This window comes from Pseudonocardia zijingensis (genome assembly GCF_042657305.1).
GTDB classification, from domain to species: Bacteria; Actinomycetota; Actinomycetes; order Mycobacteriales; family Pseudonocardiaceae; genus Pseudonocardia; species Pseudonocardia zijingensis.
Genome location: NZ_JBHSKO010000031.1, coordinates 16,687 through 35,685, shown reverse-complemented (window position 1 = coordinate 35,685; position 18,999 = coordinate 16,687). Strand labels below are relative to the sequence as shown.

The following is an 18,999-nucleotide window of genomic DNA, read 5'->3' as shown; positions in this document are numbered from 1 at the left end:
GCGCGACCGCGGCCGCACCGGGCAAGATCGGTGACAGGCACGCGTCACCCGTTGCAGCGGAGGATCCATGAGCTATCCGTTCGACCCCGAGTTCGTCGAAGCCGTGGCCGCGATGCCGCCCAGCGACCTGAGCGACATCCCGGCCTCGCGCGAGCAGATGGCCGTCACCTTCACCGCGGTGTTCGGTGAACCCGACCGATCGGGCGTCGCGGTGCGCGACGAGTACGTCCCCGGCCCGGAGGGCGCCCCGGACGTCCACCTGCGGATCTTCACGCCCGAGCGGGTGGCGGCGCCGGCCGCCGTCTACGACGTCCACGGCGGCGGCTTCGTTCTCGGCTCGATCGACATCTTCGACACGCTCAACCTGCGCCTCGCCCGCGATCTCGGCGTCGTGGTCGTCACGGTGGAGTACCGGCTCGCGCCCGAGCACCCCTACCCCGCCCCGCTGGAAGACTGCTACGCCGGGCTCGTGTGGACGGCGAAGAACGCCGCCGAGCTGGGCATCGACCCCGACCGGATCGTGATCCACGGCGAGAGCGCGGGTGGCGGGCTGTGCGCCGGGCTGGCGCTGCTCGCGCGCGACCGCGGCGGCCCGCAGATCGCGTTCCAGTTCCTCGCCATCCCCGAGTTGGACGACCGGCTCGACACCCCGAGCATGCAGGCGTTCACCGACACGCCGATCTGGAGCCGGCCGAAGGCCGTGGTCAGCTGGGACTCCTACCTCGGTGCCGGGAAGCGCGGCGGGCCGGACGTCCCGGTGTACGCGGCCCCCGCACGCGCCACCGACCTGGCCGGGCTGCCACCCGCGTACGTCTCGGTGATGGAGTTCGACCCGCTGCGTGACGAGGGGCTCGCCTACGCGCAGCGGCTCATGCAGTCCGGGGTGTCCGTCGAGCTGCACGCGTTCCCCGGCACGTTCCACGGCTCGTCGATGATCGAGCAGGCTGCGGTCAGCCGGCGCCAGGCGGAGGAGAAGCTGGTGGTGCTGCGGCGGGCGCTGGGGGTGTAGGCGCCCGATATCCGCTGGCGCGGGCGGGTGCGTCGCGACAGGCTCGGCGACGTGCTCACGGTTCAGCCTGACGCGGTGCGCTCCTGGTTCCAGCCGGAACGCCCGGGCCCGCTCGTCTTCGAGCACGTGGCCCGCACCGGCCACGGGCGGGTGCGGGTCGACCGCTGGCCCGACCCGCGGGTGGTGGTCGCCGAGGTGCCCGGCAACATCTCGTTGCGCGGCGACCCGACGCACCTCCCGACGGCCGAGCTGGCCACGCTGTCCGGCTTCGTCGACGCCCCGCCCGAGTGGCTGCCGGCCCTGCGCGCGGCCGACCCCGATGTCGCGGTGTGGGACCGGGTGATCGCCGTGCTGCCGGACACCGTCGCGTCCCCGCCGCCCGATCCGGGCGTCCGGCTCCTCACCCCCGACGACGCGCCAGCGCTCGCGGACCTCAGCGCCGAGAGCGCCTGGATCGCCGAGACCTGGGCCGGAGTGGCCGGCATGCTCGCGGCGCGCGTCGCCCGCGCCGTGATCGTGGACGGGCGCGCGGCCTCCATCGCCGTGCCCTTCTACACCGGCGGCACCTATGAGGACATCGGCGTGATCACCGAGCCGGCGCACCGCAGGAAGGGGCTGTCCACCGCGTGCGCGAGCGCGCTGATCAGCGACATCCGCGGCCGCGGGCACATGCCGACCTGGTCGACGTCCCCTGACAACGCCGGCAGCCGAGGTGTCGCCGAGCGCCTGGGGTTCGTCCACGAGCGCAACGACGTCCTCTACGCCCTCCGCACCCCGGTCCCGACCTCCTAGGTGCGCTCAGCCCGAGCGGCGGGCTCGACCAGCACCTCACGGCGGCCCCCACAGCGCCCCGTACGGCAGCCAAGCGGCGCGAGCAGTACCTCCCTGTTGATCCAGCAACAGCCCGGTACGACTCGGCACGACCGGCAGCCCGAGACCACCCCGAGCAGCACCTCCCTGCTGATCCAGCGACAGCCCGGTACGACTCGGCGCGCGACCGCAAGCCCGAGCAGCACCCCACGGCCGTTCCAGCGACAGCCCTGTGCGGCTCGGTCCGGTCCGCCCGCACCGGCCGGGACAACGCCACCGCACAACCGGGGTGTGCGGCCCGCTCCGGTCGCCCACCTGCGACCGGCCCGAACAGCACCTCACAGCAGTTCGGAGGACCGTGTCGTGCGGCTCGGCGCAAGCCGCCAGCCCGAGCAGTACCGCGCAGCGGCCCCCACAACCGCCACGTGCGGCTCGCTACGATCACGCCGCCCGTCATCGGCTGAACAGCACCTCGCAACTGACCCATCAATGCCCCGGTGTTGAACTCACCGCGCGAGGAGTGCATCCCGGTTGATCCGGCAACAGCCCCGTGCGGCTCAGCACGAGGGGCCGCCGGGACCAGCCCCGAGCGGCACCTCGCAGCCGTCCCACCAACAGCCCAGTGCGACTCGGCCCGAGCAGCCGCCGAGGCCACCGCCGAGCAGCACCCCACAGCCGTCCCGACAACCGTGTCGCACGACTCAGCGCGAGCCACCGCCGAGCAGCACCCCACAGCTGGTCCGGCAACAGCCCGGTACGACCCGGCACGCCCGGCAAGCCCGAGCAGCACCCCACGGCCGTCCCGGCGACAGTCCTGTGCGACTCGGTCCGGCCCACCCGTACCGGCCGGGACAGCGCCACCGCACCACCGGGGGTGCGGCCCGCTCCGGTCACCCACCCGCGGCCGGCCGAACAGCACCTCGCAACAGTCCGGAGGACCGTGTCGTGCGGCTCGGCGCAAGCGGCCAGCTCGAGCAGTACCGCGCAGCTGCCCCCACAACCGCCACGTGCGGCTCGGTGCGATCACCGGCCGGCAGGGCGCCGCCTCCGCGCGGATCGACCCGGGAACGCGCCGACTTCCCGATCATGGGGTGAGCAGCCCGCGCTGGTACCCGGCGGCCACGGCGGAGGCGCGGTCGCGCACCTCGAGCTTCGCGTAGATGTGCAGCAGGTGCGTCTTCACCGTGGCCTCGCTGATGAACAGCTGCTTGGCGGTTTCGCGGTTGGTGGAGCCGGCGGCCACCAACCGCAGCACCTCCAGCTCCCGCGCCGACAACGCGTCCGGCGCGGGCTCGCGGACGCGACCCATCAGCCGGCCGGCCACCGACGGCGACAGCACCGCCTCCCCGCGGTACGCCGCGCGCACGGCGCGCGCACGGCGCGCAGCAGCTCCTCGCGCGGGGTGTCCTTGAGCAGGTAGCCGGTGGCGCCCGCCTCGACCGCCGGGAGGACGTCCCGGTCGGTGTCGTAGGTCGTGAGCACGAGCACCCGGACGTCGGGGCACGTCCGGCGCAACTCGCCGATCGCCTCGAGGCCGCCCATGACCGGCATCCGCAGGTCCATCAGCACGACGTCCACCGAGGTGGCCCGGGCCCGTACGAGCGCCTCGGCGCCGTCTCCTGCCTCGCCGACAACCTCCAGGTCCGGCTCGCCCTCGAGCACGCCGCGCAGGCCGTCGCGGACGACGGGGTGGTCGTCGACGATCAGCACCCGGATCGATTCGCTCACCTGACCTCCGCCGGCGTCGCGGGAACGGTCGCGCTCAGGGCCGTGCCGTCGCCGGGTGCGCTCTCCACACCGAGGCTGCCGCCCACCCGGCTCACCCGCTGCTCCATCGCCACCAGCCCGAACCCGGAGCCGTCGACGGTGCCCGGGGTGGTGGCGGGCGCGAAGCCGCAGCCGTCGTCGCGGACGTCGAGCACCACGACGTCCTCCATGTAGGACAGGGTGAGCCCGACGCGGCTCGCGCCGGCGTGCTTGCCCACGTTCACGAGCGCTTCCTGGGCCACGCGGAACAGCGTGACCTCCAGCTCCGGCAGCAGCGGTCGCGGGTCGCCGGTGGTGTCGACGACGAGCTGGACGCCGCTCGTCTCGGCCCAGCGCTTCGCCATGTCGGCGATCGCGTCGGGCAGGCGCGCCTCCGCGAGCTGCTGCGGCCCGAGGGCGTCCACCGAGCGGCGGGCCTCGGTGAGGCTCTCGCGGGCGAGCGCGCGGGCCGTGTCGATGTGGCGGCTGCGCACCGCCGGGTCGGCGTCGGCAACCCCGGCCGCCTCGAGCTGGGTGACGATCCCGGTGAGCCCCTGCGCGATCGTGTCGTGGATCTCCCGGGCGAGCCGTGCCCGTTCGTCGAGCATGCCGGCCTCCCGTGCCTGGGCGAGGAGCTGGGCGTGCAGGATCGCGTTCTCGTCGAGCGCCTCGGACAGGCGCCGGTTCGTGGCGCCCAGCTCGTCGATGATCTCGCGCCGCCGCTGGTTCTGCTCGGACATGACGACGCCGAAGTAGGTGCCCCCGCCGCCGAGCAGGGCGTTGGCCACGGCCAACACGGCCACCGCTACCCAGAGGCCCGAGGTGAACTCCGCGAACCTGCCCCCGATCTGGGCGTAAGCCACGACGGTCGCACCGAGGGCGACGGCGACGAAACGCCACCACCCGCGCAGGAACGCGAAGGCGTGCAGGTAGACCGCCAGCACCTGGAACGCGTAGATCGGCGACGCGTACACCAGCGCGGTCATCAGGACGATCAGCCCCGTGACGTACACGCCGCCGGCGACCGGCCTCCTCGCGCGCGGCGGATCGCCTGCTGTGAAGGCGGCGCACCAGCCTGCCGTGACCGGGGTCAGCACCCCGATGACCCACCACGGCCAGGCCGGGCCACCGACGAGGAACGGCGGCGAGAGCACGAGGCCGAGCACCAGCCCGAGGTACGGGCCGTAGCGGTCGAACGCGCTGTCGATGCGGTGTTCGACGGCGTCCATGCGGCGATCACGGGCATCGAGCACCTCGCTCACCGCACCGCTCCCACCGGCAGACGGTAACCCGAGCCGAGCGCGACCCCTCGACACGCTCGCCCCAGATCCCCTCGCACGGGTCCATGGTGCGCGACGGCCGGGGCCGTGTGATCGACCGGAGCGCGGGCCGCGGATCCATCGATCGGTGGATGCGCAACAGGCGCGTTACCGTCGCTCCCGTGCCCGAAGGCGACACCGTCCACCTCACCGCGAAGCGGCTGCGGGCGGCGCTGTCCGGGCAGGCACTGGTGCGCGGCGAGCTGCGGCATCCGCAGCTCGTGCAGCACGACCTCGCCGGCCGCACCGTGCTCGACGTCGCGTCGGTGGGCAAGCACCTGTTCACCCGGTTCGACGACGGCCGCAGCCTGCACAGCCACCTGCGCCTCGATGGCTCCTGGCACCTCTACCGGCCCGGCATGCACTGGCAGCGGCCGGCCCACCAGGCCCGGGCCGTGCTGGAGACGGCCGAGCGCACCGCCGTCGGGTTCAACCTCCACGACATGGAGCTCCTGCCCACCGCGGAGGAGGACCGCCTCGTCGGGCATCTGGGGCCCGACCTGCTCGATCCCGACTGGGGCGACGAGCAGGCCGCGGAGGCGTTGCGCCGGTTCACCGCGCGCGGGGCGTCCGAGCTGGGGCTGGTGCTGCTGGAGCAGCGCGTGATCGCCGGGTTGGGCAACCTCTACAAGACCGAGGTGTGCTTCCTGCTCGGCCTCTCCCCGTGGACGCTCGTGCGCGACGTCCCCGACCCGGCCGCCGCGATCGAACTCTCCCGCGAGCTGCTGCTGCGCAACGCCGACCGGCCGCAGCAGTCCACCACCGGCGAGCTCGCCCGCGGCCGGCAGACCTGGGTGTTCGAGCGCGGCGGGCAGCGCTGCCGTCGCTGCGGCACCCGCATCCGCACCGCGCACCAGGGCGAGGGCGTGCACGCCCGAACGGCCTACTGGTGCCCGACATGCCAACCGGGCCCGTCACCCAGCAGGATGTGGCGGTGAGCGCAGAGAGCACGGGGAGCACCGAGGCCCCGACCCGCACGTCGTCCAGGTTCCTCGTCGTGGCGCTGTGCTGCCTCACGATCGTGGTCGACGGCTACGACCTCATCGTCTACGGCACGGTCGTGCCGACGCTGGTCGACGGTTCCGCCGGGTGGACGCTCACCGCGCCCGAGGCCGGCCGGATCGGCGCGTACGCGCTCGTCGGCATGCTGATCGGCGCGATGGTCATCGGCACGATCACCGACGTCGTGGGCCGGCGGCGGATCATGCTCGGCTGCATCGCGTGGTTCTCCGCGGCCATGGCGCTCGCCGCCGCGGCGCCGGCGGTCGAGCTCTTCGCCGCGGCCCGGTTCGTCGCGGGGTTGGGTCTGGGCGGCGTCGTCCCGACGGCCATCGCACTCACCGTCGAATTCGCCCACCCCCGGCACCGCAGCACGACGAACGCCGTGATGTTCTCCGGCTACTCGATCGGCGGGATCGCCGCGGCGTTGGTGGCCATCATGGTCATCCCGAGCCTCGGCTGGCGGGCGATGTTCTGGATCGGCGCGGTGCTCGGCGCGCTGCTGCTGCCCGTCGCGTGGCGCCTGCTCCCCGAGTCGCCGAACTACCTGCGCGCCCGTGGCCGCGACGCCGAGGCCCGCGCGCTGGCGGCCCGCTTCGGCCTCGAGCTGGAGGAACCCGCCACCCCGGCCGGCAAGGCCGGAGCCGGGACCGCCCTGAAGCGGCTCTTCGCCCCGTCCCTCGTGCTCGGCACGCTGCTGTTCTGGCTCGGCACCGGCGTCGGGCTGCTGCTCGTGTACGGGCTCAACACGTGGCTCGCGCAGATCATGCGGGAGGCCGGCTACCCGTTGGGCTCGGCGCTGGCGTTCCTGCTCGTCCTGAACCTGGGCGCGATCATCGGCACCCCGCTGCTCGGTGCCGTGGCCGACCGGATCGGCTCCAAGTCGGTCACCATCGCGATGTTCCTCGTGGCGGCGCTGTGCATCTTCCTGCTCAGCATCCCGCTGCCGACGCCGCTGCTGCTGACGCTGGTCGGCATCGCCGGCGCGTGCACGATCGGCACCACGATCCTCGTCAACGCCTACACCGCCGCCTTCTACCCCGTGGACATGCGCGCCACCGGGCTGGGCTGGGCGCTCGGGGTCGGCCGGCTCGGGGCGATCCTCGGCCCGCTCTACGGCGGGTTCGTGCTGTCCTCCGGCTGGGGTGTGGAGGCCAACTTCTACGCCTTCGCCGTGCCCGCCCTGATCGGCGCGGTCGCGATGCTGTTCATCCCCACCACAACCCGCGAGTCCCGCACGCAGACAGGCTGAGTCCCCCACCCCACCCGGCGAGTCCCGCAAACGCGCAGGGTGAGCCCCCTGTGCCCGGCGAGTCCCCCACCTCGCCACGCGAGACCCGCAAACGCACAGGGCGAGTCCCCCCACCTCGCCACGCGAGTCCCGCAACAGACGGCGCGAGCCCCCCGCCCCGCCACAGGAGACCCGCAACGCACGGCGCGAGCCCGCCCCGACCCGGCGAGTCTCGCGCCGCGGCGTGGGAGTCGCGCATTCACCCAGCGGAGTACGCCACCGCATGCGCGAGTCCCGCATCCTGCAGGCGCGACTCCCGCGCTCAGGGTGCTGAGTCGCGCGTTCGGTGCGCCGGAACGGGAGACATCCCCCGAGTCGCGGGCCTGCCGTTCGTGAGCAGATGGGGGACCCGCCCGCACAAGACGCGAGACTCGGCCATGCCGACGCGCGTTCGGAGGCACTGCCGCGGGATTCGGCCACGCCACCGCGGGACTCGCCCCGCAGGACGCGGGACTCGCCGCTCCGTCGCGAGACTGGCCCTCGGCAGAACGCGGGAGTCACCGCCTCTGACGCGAGACTCGCCCCCGCAAGACGCGGGACTCGGCTGGCCAGACGCGTCATTCACCCCGCAGGATGCGGAACTCGCCCGTCCGGACGCGAGACTCGCCCTCACGAAACGCGGGACTCGCCCCGCAGGACGCGGGACTCGCCGCGCCCGGCGCGGGCTCGAGAGCCTCAGGCCGTGCCGGGCTGCTGCTGCTTGTTCAGCTGAGTGGGGGCGGCGGCCTGGTCGCCCGCGGTGACCTCGCCGGCCACCGGGCTGCCGTGGAGCGAGGCGCGGATCTGCTCCAGCCGGCTCGCGCCCGCCATGTCGACCGTGGACTGCTGGACCTCCAGCATGCGGCCCTGCACCGAGTTGGCGGCGAGGTCGGCCTGGCCGAGGGCGTTGGCGTAGCGGCGCTCGATCTTGTCGCGCACCTCCTCCAGCGAGGGGGTGCTGCCGGGCGCGGCGAGCTCGGTCATCTGCCGGAGGGAAGCCGCGGCCTGCTCCTGCATCTTGGCCTGCTCGAGCTGGCTGAGCAGCTTGGTGCGCTCGGCGATCTTCTGCTGCAGGGCCATCGAGTTGCGCTCGACGGCCTGCTTGGCCTGCGCGGCGGCCTGGATGGACTGGTCGTGCAGCGTCTTGAGGTCCTCGACGGACTGCTCGGCGGTGACCAGCTGCGTGGCGAACGCCTGCGCGGCCTGCTCACGCTGCTGTGCCGTGGCCTCGTCGCCCGCTGCGCGCGCCTGGTCGGCGAGCACGAGCGCCTGCCGTGCCGACGCCTGCAGCTTCTCGATCTCGCCCAACTGCCGGTTGAGCTTCATCTCCAGCTGTCGCTGGTTGCCGATCACGGCGGCGGCCTGCTGCGACAGCGCCTGGTGCTGCCGCTGGGCCTCCTCGATGGCCTGCTGGATCTGGACCTTCGGGTCGGCGTACTCGTCGACCTTGGACGAGAACAGCGCCATCAGGTACTTCCAGGCCTTCGTGAAACCGTTGGCCATCTGCTCCGCCCTCCGAGTGCGGCGCGCTCGCCGCTGCCTGTCCGTCCGTCCGTACCGCGCGCCCATCCTGCCTGCCGGGCGCGCTGGGCCCCATCGTGGCACCGGATTCCTCCGGCTTCCACTGATCGGCGACGATATCGGGGATGATCCGGATGCTGCCGTCGGGGCGACCCCGACCTCAGGCTACCGGTCCAGCGCCTGGTTGCGCCGCATCCGGACGGTCAGGCTGCGCGGGCGGACGCCAGCGCGACGGGGGCCGCGGGGCGTCGAGGCGACGCCGGGGCGACCGGTGCGACGGGGGCCACCGGGGTGAAGGGGCCCTCGTCCTCGGCCGTGGCGAGGCGCAGGTCCATGTGGCGCAGCCCGATGGGACGGCGCAGGCGCGCGGCCTCGGCCGCCACGGTGCCCGCGGCGATGGCCTCCGCGGCCTCGGCGAGCAGGTCGTGCAGCGCGATGTCGAGGGCCTCGCAGATCGCGGCGAGCAGCTCGCTGGAGGGCTCCTTGCGGCCGCGCTCGACCTCGGAGAGGTAGCCCAGGCTCACCCGCGCACGCCGTGACACGTCCCGCAACGTGCGTCGCCGCGCCGTGCGCACGCGCCGCAGGCTGCCGCCGATCGCCTCTCGCATCAGCACCGCCATGCGACCCTCCTCCTCGTCCGCCGGCCGCCGACCAGCCGCGGTCCGGTGAGATCACCGTACCGATTTCCGGGCCCGCCCGTCGCCGCCTTCACCGGTCTACCGCGTCCGCCCACGGCGAACACGGCCGGGCGCTCAGCCGGTGGCGGCCGCGGCCCGCAGCCGCAGCGCGCGCAGCACGTAGTCCACGGCCGTGCCGACGGTGAGCAGGATCGCGATGCCGAGCACGGCCCAGCGCAGCGCCCACACCGCATCGGCGGCGCCCACCAGCTCGGGGAGCGGGAGCAGGAACAGCCCGATCGCGATGGCCTGGAACAGCGTCTTGAGCTTGCCGCCGCGGCTGGCCGGGATGATGCCGAGGCGCAGCACCCAGAACCGCAGCACGGTGATGCCCAGCTCCCGCGCCATGATCACGATCGTGACCCACCAGGGGATCTGGGCCAGCACGGACAGGCCGATGAGCGCCGAGCCGGTGAGGGCCTTGTCGGCGATCGGGTCGGCGATGGTGCCGAACGCCGTGACGAGGCCGCGGCTGCGGGCGAGTTCGCCGTCGAACCGGTCGGTGATCGCGGCGAGCACGAAGACGCCGGTGGCCGCCAGCCGCCAGCCCACGTCCGTGCCGTCCTCCACGAACAGCACCAGGAGGAAGACCGGCACCAGCAGGAGCCGGACACCCGTGAGGACGTTCGCGATGTTCAGCAGGGGCGGTGGGCTCGCCGGCGCAGAGGTCACCCCGGCCCCCGCGACGCGCCCGCCGTGGCCAGCTCCGAGCGCGGTACCCGCTCGCGCGGTGAGACGAGGAGGTCGGCGCCCTCGGTGCCGACGACGACGGCGCGCACCATGTCGCCCACCTCGAGGCCGGAGCCGCGTTCGAGCACGCACTCCCCGTCGACCTCGGGGGCCTGGTGGTCGGCGCGCCCCGTGCACTCGAAGTCCTCGTCCTCCTCGGCCTCGACGAGCACGGTGACCTCGGTGCCGACGCGGTCCTCGGCGCGCTGGACCATCAGTTCCTCCACGAGCGAGGTGATGTGCTCGACGCGGCGGGAGATCTCCTCCGGCGGGAGCTTGCTGTCGTAGCCCGCCGCCTCGGTGCCGTCCTCGTCGGAGTAGCCGAACACACCCACGGCGTCGAGCCGGGCGCCGATGAGGAACGCCTCCAGCTCGTCCAGGTCGGCTTGCGTCTCCCCGGGGAACCCGACGATGACGTTGCTGCGGATGCCGGCCTCGGGGGCGAGGGCGCGGATCCGCTCGCACAGGCCGAGGAAGTCCTCGCGGGAGCCGAAGCGGCGCATCCGGCGCAGCACGGCGGGGCTGGCGTGCTGGAACGACAGGTCGAAGTAGGGGGCGATGCCCGGGGTGGTGGCGATGACCTCGAGGAGGTCGGGGCGCAGTTCCGCGGGCTGCAGGTACGACACGCGCACGCGGTCGATGCCGGGCACGTGGGTGAGCCGCGGGAGCAGCCGCGCGAGCGAGCCCGCCCCGCCGGGCAGGTCCTTGCCGTAGGACGTGGAGTTCTCGCTGACGAGCACGAGCTCGCGCACGCCGTGCATGCCGAGCCACGCCGCCTCGGCGACGACGTCGTCCGGCGGCCGGGAGACGAACGCGCCGCGGAACGACGGGATGGCGCAGAACGCGCAGCGGCGGTCGCAGCCGGAGGCGAGCTTGAGCGGGGCGACTGGGGCCTCCGACAGCCGGGTGCGCGCGAGGTCGGGCACCCAGGCGTGGCCGGGGACGGCGACGTCGCCCGCGGCGGCGGGTCGTTCGACCGGGGAGATCGGCAGGAGCGTGCGGCGGTCGACCGGGACGTGCGGGGCAGGAGCGTGGCCACCGAGGACGTCGCCGAGCCGTTCGGCGAGCTCGGGGTAGGCGTCGAAACCGAGCACGGCGTCGGCTTCCGGCAGGCTCTCGGCCAGCTCGGCGCCGTAGCGCTCGGCGAGGCACCCGACGGCCACGACCTTGGCGCCGCGCGGGGCGGCGGCGTCGGAGGCGGCGAGCAGGGTGTCGATGGAGTCCTTCTTGGCCTGCTCGACGAATCCGCAGGTGTTGACGACGATCACGTCGGCGGTGCCGGAGTCGGCGTCGACCAGCTCCCACCCGCTGCCGGTGAGGCGGCCGGCGAGCTCCTCGGAGTCGACCTCGTTGCGGGCACAGCCGAGGGTGAGCAGGGCAGCACGCCGCGGAGCGTCGGGTTCGGGCACGGGCACCAGGGTATCGGCCGCGGGTCTTTAGTCTGACGGGTCGTGGGGACACCACTCGTGCGGCGGGCCCGCACCGCCGACGTCCGGGTCATCAAAGAGCTCGTCGACGTGTACGCGGGGCGCGTGCTTCTGGCCAAGGAGATGATCACGCTCTACGAGTCCGTGCCGGAGTTCCTCGTGGCCGAGCTGGACGGCGAGGTGGTCGGCTGCGGGGCTCTGCACGTGCTGTGGGAGGACCTCGGGGAGATCCGCACCGTCGCGGTGCACCCGCGCACGGTGGGCCAGGGGGTCGGGCACGCGATCGTCCGCGAGCTGATCGCCGGCGCGCGGGACCTGGGGCTGCAGCGCCTGTTCGTGCTCACGTTCGAGAAGCAGTTCTTCTCCCGCCACGGGTTCGAGGAGATCGACGGCACACCGGTGGACGCGGACGTCTTCGCGGCGATGCTGCGTTCCTACGACGCGGGCGTGGCGGAGTTCCTCGACCTCGCGCACGTGAAGCCGAACACGCTGGGCAACGTGCGGATGCTGCTGCACCTGTAGGCGGGCGCGCGTAGCCTCCGCGGCGTGTCCGCACCCGCCGCCGAGAGCGCGATCCGCACGTGCGGGCGCGCGCCGGCGGCGTGGCTGCACCCGTACGTCAGCGCGTACACGGGGTACCGGCAGGAGGCGACGCCGCCGTCGGTGCACCAGGGCGTGGCGTCGGCGCACCTGGCGTTCCTGTTCTGCGTGGAGGGCCGTGTCGAGGTGCTCGGCAACGCGGATCCCGCCCGGCCGCCGGGCACGTTCACCGCGGCCGTCGGCGGGCTGCACGACGCGCCCGCGCGGATCGCGCAGGGCGACCCGCAGACAGGCCTGCAGCTGCGGCTCACCTGGCGCGGCGCCCGCGCCCTGCTCGGGGTGCCCGCCGGCGCGCTGGCCGGCGACACCGTCGACCTCGCCGACCTGCTGCCCGGCCGGGTGGCCCCGCTGCTGGACCGGCTCGCGTCGGCGAGCGGGTGGGCGGAGCGGTTCGCCGTGCTGGATGCCGAGCTCACGGCGCTGCTGCGGCGCGGGCGCGGCGAACGGGGCGTGCTGCCCGAGGTCGGCTACACCTGGGACCGGCTGGTGGAGGCCGGGGGCAACGTTCGCATCGAGGAGCTGGCGCGCGAGGTGGGGTGGAGCCGCAGGTACCTGGCGGAGAAGTTCCGCCACGAGACTGGCCTCGGGCCCAAGGCCGCGGCCCGCGTGATCCGGTTCGAGGGCGCCTGCGACCGGCTGCTGGCCTCCGACCGGCCGGCGCTGGCCCAGGTGGCCGCGGAGGCCGGCTACGTCGACCAGTCGCACCTGTCCCGCGACTTCCGCGACCTCGCCGGCATCCCCGCCACGGCCTGGCTCGCCGAGCGCAACCCGAAGGTGGACGCCGGGCCCGGGCTCGCCCGCCCGTGACCGGCGGTTCGAGCGCGAGCCGCACAGCGCGGTCCCCGGGACTGCCGCCAGGTACTCCTCGGGCTCATTGATCGAACTGAGAAGTACCTCGCGGTAGCCGACGCGACGCTGAGGTGCTGCTCGCGCCGCGGCACGTCCAGGCGTCAGGACGCGACGCGGCCGGCGAGCCGCTCGCAGAGCGACCAGATCGCCGCGCGGTTGCGCTCGTCGAGCGCGCACGCGGGCCACGTGGCCGGCCGGCCACCGGGGCCGAGGTAGGTGCGGGTGACGCCGGTGAGGGCGGAGTCGGAGGCCAGCCGGACGCTCGACCGGGAGGCCTTCTCGGCCGCGCGGCCGCCGTAGAGAACCGGCAGCACGAGCCTCAGCAGGGGGACGAGCAGGCGCGCGGCCACGGGGAACGTCCGGGCGGACAGGTTCCGGTTCATGTCCGTGTACGCGTGCCCCGGGTAGGCGACGTTGACGGTCACCTCGTCGGCAGGCAGCCGGGTGGCGCACTCGTAGCTCATGGCCATCAGGGCCCGCTTCGTCTGGTTGATGAAGAACGGGTAGCGCCGCTCGCCCTGGAGGTTGCCGAGGTCGATCCGGCCGCGGGGCACCGCGCCGGTGACGTTGACGACCCGCGCAGGCGCCGCGGCCTGCAGGAGGGGCCGCAGCAGGTGGGTGAGCAGGAAGGGGGCGATGACGTTGGCGGCGAACATCGCCTCCACCCCGTCCTCGGTGAGCTCCCGCCGTTCCCGCACGATCGCGGCGTTGTTGACCAGCACGTCAAGCCGGCCGTACCGCTCCCCCAGCTCGGCCGCGAGCCGGTGCAGGTCGGCCTGCCGCGTGACGTCGGCCGTGAGCGCGTCGACGGCGTTGTGACCCGCGTCCGCTCGCAGCTCCGCCGCCGCGGCGGCGCCGCGCCGCGGGTCCCGGCCCACGAGCACGACGTGCGCGCCGTGGCGTGCGAGCCCCCGGGCGGTCTCCTTGCCGATCCCGCCGGTGCTCCCGGTGATCACCACGACGCGTCCCCGCATGTGCCCTCCTCGGTCGGATCGGCAATCACCTTACGACACCAAGTGACAGCTTTGTCCAGAGCTGGCGAGAAGTAGCCTGTGGTGATGGCCGACTCGCTGCGGGAACGCACCCGGAGGGCCGTCCGGGCCGAGATCGCGCAGGCGGCCGTCGCGCTGTTCGCCGAGCGCGGGTTCGACGAGACCACGGTCGAGGACATCGCCCGGGCCGTCGGGATGACGAAGCGCAGCTTCTTCCGCTACTTCCCGACGAAGGAGGACGCCGTCTTCGCCGGCACCGAGGTGCTCGTCGAGCGGGTGGTGGCCGACCTCGAGGCCCGCCCCGCGGACGAGGACCCGTGGGAGAGCCTGCACCAGGTGCTGCGCCGCTGGGAGGAACCGATCTTCTCCGCCGGGGCCGGTGCGGACGGCAGGCGGCTCGTCGAGAGCACACCCGCCCTGCGCGCGCGGCTGCACCAGAAGCGGGAGACGTGGCGCACCGCCGCCCGCGACGCGCTCGCGGCACGCCACGGACTCGACACCTTCACCGCGGACCTGCTCACGAACGCCGCCACCGCGATCCTCGACGCCGCGGCGCAGGAGTGGGCGCGCACCGGTGGTGACGCCGACCGGGCGGAGCTGGTCGACCGCGGGTTCGCCGCGCTCCGCCCGGGCTGATCGCGGTCAGTCGTCCTCGTCGTCCGGGGCCGGGCCACCGCCGCGGATGAGGAAGAGCGCACCCTCCAGCTCGTCGGGCTTGATGAGCACCTCGCGGGCCTTCGACCCCTCCGACGGCCCGACGATCCCGCGCGTCTCCAGCAGGTCCATGAGCCGGCCCGCCTTCGCGAACCCGACGCGCAGCTTGCGCTGCAGCATCGAGGTGGACCCGAACTGCGAGGTGACGATCAGCTCGGCGGCCTGCAGCAGCACGTCCAGGTCGTCGCCGATGTCCGGGTCGATCTCCTTGGCCTCGCCGGCCTTCTGCGCGGTGACGCCCTCGGTGTAGGTGGGCTCGGCCTGCTCCTTGGTGAACGCGACGACGCTCGAGATCTCCTCGTCGCTGACGTAGGCGCCCTGCATGCGGACCGGCTTGCCCGCGCCCATCGGCAGGTACAGCCCGTCGCCCATGCCGATGAGCTTCTCGGCGCCCGGCTGGTCGAGGATGACGCGCGAGTCGGTGAGCGAGGACGTGGCGAACGCCAGCCGCGACGGCACGTTCGTCTTGATCAGGCCGGTGACGACGTCGACGGACGGGCGCTGCGTGGCGAGCACCAGGTGGATGCCGGCGGCGCGGGCCTTCTGGGTGATCCGCACGACCGCGTCCTCGACGTCGCGCGGCGCCGTCATCATCAGGTCGGCGAGCTCGTCGACGATGCAGAGGATGTACGGGTACGGCCGGTACTCGCGCTCGCTGCCCAGCGGGGCGGTGATCTCACCGGAGCGCACCTTGCGGTTGAAGTCGTCGACGTGGCGCACCCGACTGGCCTGCATGTCCTGGTAGCGCTGCTCCATCTCCTCCACCAGCCAGGCGAGCGCGGCGGCGGCCTTCTTCGGCTGGGTGATGATGGGCGTGATCAGGTGCGGGATGCCCTCGTACGGGGTGAGCTCCACCATCTTGGGGTCGATGAGGATCATCCGGACCTCGTCGGGCGTGGCCCGCGACAGCAGCGACACCAGCATCGAGTTGACGAAGCTCGACTTGCCGGAGCCAGTGGAGCCGGCCACCAGCAGGTGGGGCATCTTCGCGAGGTTCGCCACCAGGAAGTGGCCCTCGATGTCCTTGCCCAGGCCGATGCCGAGCGGGTGCTGCTCGGAGCGGGCGGCGCCGGAGCGCAGGACGTCGCCGAGGCGGACCATCTCGCGGTCGGTGTTGGGCACCTCGATGCCGACGGCCGACTTGCCGGGGATGGGCGCGAGCAGCCGCACGTTGTCGGTGGCCACGGCGTAGGAGATGTTGCGCTGCAGCTGGGTGATCTTCTCGACCTTGACGGCCGGGCCCAGCTCGATCTCGTACCGGGTGACGGTCGGGCCCCGCGTGAAGCCGGTGACCTGGGCGTCGACGTTGAACTGCTCCAGCACGCCGCTGATCGACTCGATCATGGCGTCGTTGGCCCGGCTGCGAGTCTTCGGGGCGGGACCGGTGGGCAGCAGGTCGCTGGGCGGCAGCTTGTACGGCTCGCCGTCCTCGGCGGCCGGCTGCGAGGTGAGGCGCAGCTGCTCGCCCACCGCGCCCTCGGGCTCGGGGTCGGCGGGCGGGGTGGCCTGCACCGCGGCGGGCTTGCGCTTCGGCGGTGCGGGCGCTTCTTCCTGTGCGGGCGGGTCGAGGGCGTCGGGGGTGTCGTCCGGGTCGTCGCGGTAGACGTCGGCCACCCGGGAGGCCTGCCGGCGCCGCGACGGGCGCCGCAGCGCCACCGACGGCGGTTCGGCGGCAGGCTCGGCGCTCTCCTCGGCGGCCGGGGCGGGCTCCTCGACGGCCTGCCCGGTGAGCCGCCGGACGCGGTTGGGCACCTCGCGCACCGGGGTGCCGGTGAGCACCAGGAACGCGTAGCCGGACAGGAGCACGAGCACCGGCACCGCCACCCACGACGTCAAGCCGGTGGCGAGCGGGGTGGCGGCCACGTAGCCGATCGCGCCGCCGCCCTGCGCCCACTGGGCGGGCTCGTCCGGCCTGCCGGCCGCGATGTGCACGAGGCCGAGGACTCCGAGCGCGAGCAGCAGCGAGCCCACGGCCACCCGCGGGCGCGACTCCGGGTGCGGGCGCGAGGCCATGAGCAGCACCCCGACCGCCACCACGATGACGGGGAGCACCACGGCGCCGCGTCCCACCACGGCGGCGACCGCGCCGGAGAGCCAATTGCCCACCGGGCCGCCCGCGCCCCACCAGATGCCGGCCGCCGCCACCACGCCGAGCACGAGCAGCGCCACGCCCAGGCCGTCGCGACGGTGGGCGGGGTCGAGCTCGCGCGTGCGCCCGACGGCGCGCCCGAGGGACCGGCCGAACCGCGCGATGCCGCGGCCCACGCCGTCGATGCCGCGGTCGATCAGGTCGGGCTGCCTGCGCGCCGGTGCCCGGCGGGTGGACCCGGACCGGCCACGCGCGGTGGACCGGGACGCGGGCTTGCGCCGCGAGGACCGGCCCGACGACGCTGCCCCGGTGATCGGCGCGGTGCGCCTGCCGCCGCCGGCGGTCGTCCGTCCTGCCATGCGTCCCACGTTATCGGGGAGAACCCCCCGGTCCGGTGACCGACACCCGTTCACCGGTAGCGCGTGAGCACCACCCACGTGGTCGTCCGCACGGTCTCGCGCCACCCCTGGATGCCGTCGAGCACGGCGTCGAGCTCGCCCGCGCTCGGCGCCGTGACCAGCACCATCAGGTCGTACTCCCCCGTCACGGTCTCGATCTCGGTCACCCCGGGCAAGGTGGAGAGCCTGCGGACGTACCCGGCGACGTCCGCGGTGCGCACGACGATGCCCACGCGGGCGCGGTGCGCGGCCGCGGCACCGGGCAGGGCCACGTCGGCGCGGTACCCGCGGATCACGCCGGCCCGCTCGAGGCGCTGCACCCGGGCGAGCACGGCCGTGCGGGAGAGCCCGACCGCCCGCCCGAGCTCGGCCATCGACGCACGGCCGTCGGCCACGAGGTGGGCCAGCACGCGGTGGTCGAGCTCGTCGAGCTGACGATCCGTCGGCGCCACGGCGCACATCGTGGCACGCCGTCGGCGCTACCGACGGTTGACGCGCTGCGAGCCGACGATCACCGAACGGACACTTCGAGGATGACCGTCACCCCCGACCGCGTTCACGAGACGCTGCGCCGGCACATGCTCGTGGACGGCTTCGACCTCGTCCTCGACACGAAGGCCAGCCGCGGGTCGTGGCTGCGCGACGCCCGCGACGGCACCCGGTGGCTGGACCTGTTCAGCTTCTTCGCCTCGGCCCCGCTGGGCATGAACCACCCGGCGCTCGCCGACGACCCGGCGTTCCTCGCCGAGCTCACCGAGGCGGCGGTGAACAAACCGTCGAACTCCGACATCTACACGACGCAGATGGCCGGGTTCGTCGAGACGTTCGAGCGGGTGCTCGGCGACCCCGCCCTGCCCCACCTGTTCCTCGTGGAGGGCGGCGCGCTGGCCGTCGAGAACGCGCTCAAGACGGCCTTCGACTGGAAGCGGCGCCACAACGCCATGCACGGGCGGCCCGACCACCTCGGCACGAAGGTCCTGCACCTGCGCAAGGCGTTCCACGGCCGCAGCGGCTACACGCTCTCGCTCACCAACACCGACCCCCGCAAGACGGCGCTGTTCCCGACGTTCGACTGGCCGCGCATCGACGTGCCGGCGATCCACTTCCCGATGGACGTCGCCGCGGTCGCGGCCGCCGAGGAACGGGCACTGGCGCAGGCCCGCGAGGCGTTCGCCGCGCACCCGCACGACATCGCCTGCTTCATCGCCGAGCCCATCCAGGGCGAGGGCGGCGACAACCACGTCCGCGGCGAGTTCCTGCAGGCGATGCAGCGGCTCTGCCACGAGCACGACGCCCTGTTCGTGCTCGACGAGGTGCAGACCGGCGGGGGCATGACCGGCACCCCGTGGGCCTACCAGCAGCTGGGCGTGGCGCCCGACGTCGTCGCGTTCGGCAAGAAGCTGCAGGTCTGCGGCATCATGGCCGGCCGCCGGGTGGACGAGGTGCCCGACAACGTGTTCCGCGTGTCGTCGCGCATCAACTCCACCTGGGGCGGCAACCTGGCCGACATGGTGCGCTCGCGCCGCTACCTGGAGGTCATCGAGTCCGAGGGCCTGGTCGAGCGGGCCGCGGTGCTCGGCAAGCGGCTGCTCGACGGGCTCGCCTCCATCCCGGGGATCGACAACGTGCGGGGCCGCGGCCTGTTCGTCGCGGTCGACCTGCCCACGCCCGAAGCGCGCGACGCGGCCCTGACCCGGCTGCACCGCGACGAGAAGGTCCTCGTGCTCGGCGGCGGCGAGCGGTCCATCCGGTTCCGCCCCGCCCTGACGATCGGCGAGGAGGAGCTCGACCTCGCCGTCGCGGCGCTGGGGCGGGCCGTGGCCTGACGTTCCGCGCCGCTGCGTCGTCGG

Annotated in this window: 16 protein-coding genes and 1 pseudogene; 8 read left to right on the top strand and 9 right to left on the bottom strand. The window is 73.8% G+C overall.

Annotated features, from left to right (window positions below; genetic code table 11):
* Positions 1-67: 67 nt before the first annotated feature.
* A complete protein-coding gene (locus tag ACFPL3_RS36970) occupies positions 68-1,009 on the top strand; it encodes an alpha/beta hydrolase (RefSeq protein WP_343942961.1) in 942 nt (313 codons plus the stop codon).
* Between the two features lie 51 nt (positions 1,010-1,060).
* The gene (locus ACFPL3_RS36965) at positions 1,061-1,801 is read left to right on the top strand and encodes a GNAT family N-acetyltransferase (protein ID WP_343942960.1); all 741 of its coding nucleotides are present in this window, start codon (positions 1,061-1,063) and stop codon (positions 1,799-1,801) included.
* Positions 1,802-2,903: 1,102 nt separating this feature from the next.
* On the opposite strand, the pseudogene ACFPL3_RS36960 reads toward ACFPL3_RS36965, so the two are convergent.
* A pseudogene (locus ACFPL3_RS36960) lies at positions 2,904-3,547 on the bottom strand (response regulator transcription factor).
* On the bottom strand, positions 3,544-4,827 hold the full coding sequence (locus ACFPL3_RS36955) for a sensor histidine kinase (protein ID WP_343942959.1): 1,284 nt from the start codon (positions 4,825-4,827) through the stop codon (positions 3,544-3,546). The pseudogene ACFPL3_RS36960 and the gene ACFPL3_RS36955 overlap by 4 nt, the downstream one beginning before the upstream one ends.
* A 179-nt stretch (positions 4,828-5,006) precedes the next feature.
* Here ACFPL3_RS36955 and ACFPL3_RS36950 point away from each other — a divergent pair, with 179 nt between their 5' ends.
* Together ACFPL3_RS36950 and ACFPL3_RS36945 are read left to right on the top strand one after the other, a co-directional pair.
* On the top strand, positions 5,007-5,822 hold the full coding sequence (locus ACFPL3_RS36950) for an Fpg/Nei family DNA glycosylase (protein ID WP_343942958.1): 816 nt from the start codon (positions 5,007-5,009) through the stop codon (positions 5,820-5,822).
* Positions 5,819-7,135 carry an MFS transporter gene (locus ACFPL3_RS36945; RefSeq protein ID WP_343942957.1) on the top strand — a complete coding sequence of 439 codons (1,317 nt, stop codon included), beginning with the start codon at positions 5,819-5,821 and terminating at the stop codon, positions 7,133-7,135. The genes ACFPL3_RS36950 and ACFPL3_RS36945 overlap by 4 nt, the downstream gene beginning before the upstream one ends.
* Before the next feature lie 714 nt (positions 7,136-7,849).
* On the opposite strand, the gene ACFPL3_RS36940 is transcribed toward ACFPL3_RS36945, so the two are convergent.
* The 4 genes from ACFPL3_RS36940 to rimO form a co-directional block, all read right to left on the bottom strand.
* Complete coding sequence (locus ACFPL3_RS36940) at positions 7,850-8,656, bottom strand: PspA/IM30 family protein (RefSeq protein ID WP_343942956.1); 807 nt, start codon at positions 8,654-8,656, stop codon at positions 7,850-7,852.
* A gap of 221 nt (positions 8,657-8,877) precedes the next feature.
* Entirely contained in the window at positions 8,878-9,294 is a 417-nt protein-coding gene (locus tag ACFPL3_RS36935) for a helix-turn-helix domain-containing protein (RefSeq protein ID WP_343942955.1), read from the bottom strand.
* A gap of 132 nt (positions 9,295-9,426) precedes the next feature.
* Positions 9,427-10,023, bottom strand: a complete 597-nt coding sequence (pgsA, locus tag ACFPL3_RS36930; RefSeq protein ID WP_343942954.1) for a CDP-diacylglycerol--glycerol-3-phosphate 3-phosphatidyltransferase — start codon at positions 10,021-10,023, stop codon at positions 9,427-9,429.
* Positions 10,020-11,489 carry a 30S ribosomal protein S12 methylthiotransferase RimO gene (gene rimO, locus ACFPL3_RS36925; RefSeq protein ID WP_379590520.1) on the bottom strand — a complete coding sequence of 490 codons (1,470 nt, stop codon included), beginning with the start codon at positions 11,487-11,489 and terminating at the stop codon, positions 10,020-10,022. Before rimO ends, pgsA begins: the two co-directional genes overlap by 4 nt.
* 42 nt (positions 11,490-11,531) lie before the next feature.
* On the opposite strand from rimO, the gene ACFPL3_RS36920 reads away from it, so the two are divergent.
* Together ACFPL3_RS36920 and ACFPL3_RS36915 are read left to right on the top strand one after the other, a co-directional pair.
* Positions 11,532-12,029 (top strand): amino-acid N-acetyltransferase, encoded by a 498-nt coding sequence (locus tag ACFPL3_RS36920; RefSeq protein ID WP_343942952.1) that lies wholly within the window; start codon positions 11,532-11,534, stop codon positions 12,027-12,029.
* Positions 12,030-12,053: 24 nt separating this feature from the next.
* Positions 12,054-12,914 (top strand): helix-turn-helix domain-containing protein, encoded by an 861-nt coding sequence (locus tag ACFPL3_RS36915; protein ID WP_343942951.1) that lies wholly within the window; start codon positions 12,054-12,056, stop codon positions 12,912-12,914.
* Between the two features lie 143 nt (positions 12,915-13,057).
* Here the strand turns inward: ACFPL3_RS36915 and ACFPL3_RS36910 are convergent, their stop codons facing one another.
* Positions 13,058-13,930 (bottom strand): SDR family NAD(P)-dependent oxidoreductase, encoded by an 873-nt coding sequence (locus tag ACFPL3_RS36910; protein WP_343942950.1) that lies wholly within the window; start codon positions 13,928-13,930, stop codon positions 13,058-13,060.
* Positions 13,931-14,014: 84 nt separating this feature from the next.
* Between ACFPL3_RS36910 and ACFPL3_RS36905 the strand changes: the two genes are divergently transcribed.
* Positions 14,015-14,584: a TetR family transcriptional regulator gene (locus ACFPL3_RS36905; RefSeq protein ID WP_343942949.1), complete on the top strand. Its 570-nt coding sequence runs from the start codon at positions 14,015-14,017 to the stop codon at positions 14,582-14,584.
* A 6-nt stretch (positions 14,585-14,590) separates the two neighbouring features.
* Here ACFPL3_RS36905 and ACFPL3_RS36900 read toward each other — a convergent pair whose 3' ends face one another.
* Both ACFPL3_RS36900 and ACFPL3_RS36895 read right to left on the bottom strand, forming a co-directional pair.
* Positions 14,591-17,110, bottom strand: coding sequence for a DNA translocase FtsK (locus ACFPL3_RS36900; protein WP_379590516.1), 2,520 nt, complete (start codon positions 17,108-17,110; stop codon positions 14,591-14,593).
* Positions 17,111-17,160: 50 nt separating this feature from the next.
* On the bottom strand, positions 17,161-17,601 hold the full coding sequence (locus tag ACFPL3_RS36895) for an Lrp/AsnC family transcriptional regulator (protein WP_343942947.1): 441 nt from the start codon (positions 17,599-17,601) through the stop codon (positions 17,161-17,163).
* A gap of 81 nt (positions 17,602-17,682) precedes the next feature.
* On the opposite strand from ACFPL3_RS36895, the gene lat reads away from it, so the two are divergent.
* A complete protein-coding gene (gene lat, locus ACFPL3_RS36890) occupies positions 17,683-18,975 on the top strand; it encodes an L-lysine 6-transaminase (RefSeq protein ID WP_343942946.1) in 1,293 nt (430 codons plus the stop codon).
* Positions 18,976-18,999 lie beyond the last annotated feature (24 nt).

Coding starts and splice junctions, on each gene's coding strand:
- ACFPL3_RS36970 (WP_343942961.1), top strand. CDS start 68: ATGAGCTATCCGTTCGACCCCGAGTTCGTCGAAGCCGTGGCCGCGATG.
- ACFPL3_RS36905 (WP_343942949.1), top strand. CDS start 14,015: ATGGCCGACTCGCTGCGGGAACGCACCCGGAGGGCCGTCCGGGCCGAG.
- ACFPL3_RS36935 (WP_343942955.1), bottom strand. CDS start 9,294: ATGGCGGTGCTGATGCGAGAGGCGATCGGCGGCAGCCTGCGGCGCGTG.
- ACFPL3_RS36910 (WP_343942950.1), bottom strand. CDS start 13,930: ATGCGGGGACGCGTCGTGGTGATCACCGGGAGCACCGGCGGGATCGGC.
- ACFPL3_RS36940 (WP_343942956.1), bottom strand. CDS start 8,656: ATGGCCAACGGTTTCACGAAGGCCTGGAAGTACCTGATGGCGCTGTTC.
- ACFPL3_RS36900 (WP_379590516.1), bottom strand. CDS start 17,110: ATGGCAGGACGGACGACCGCCGGCGGCGGCAGGCGCACCGCGCCGATC.
- lat (WP_343942946.1), top strand. CDS start 17,683: ATGACCGTCACCCCCGACCGCGTTCACGAGACGCTGCGCCGGCACATG.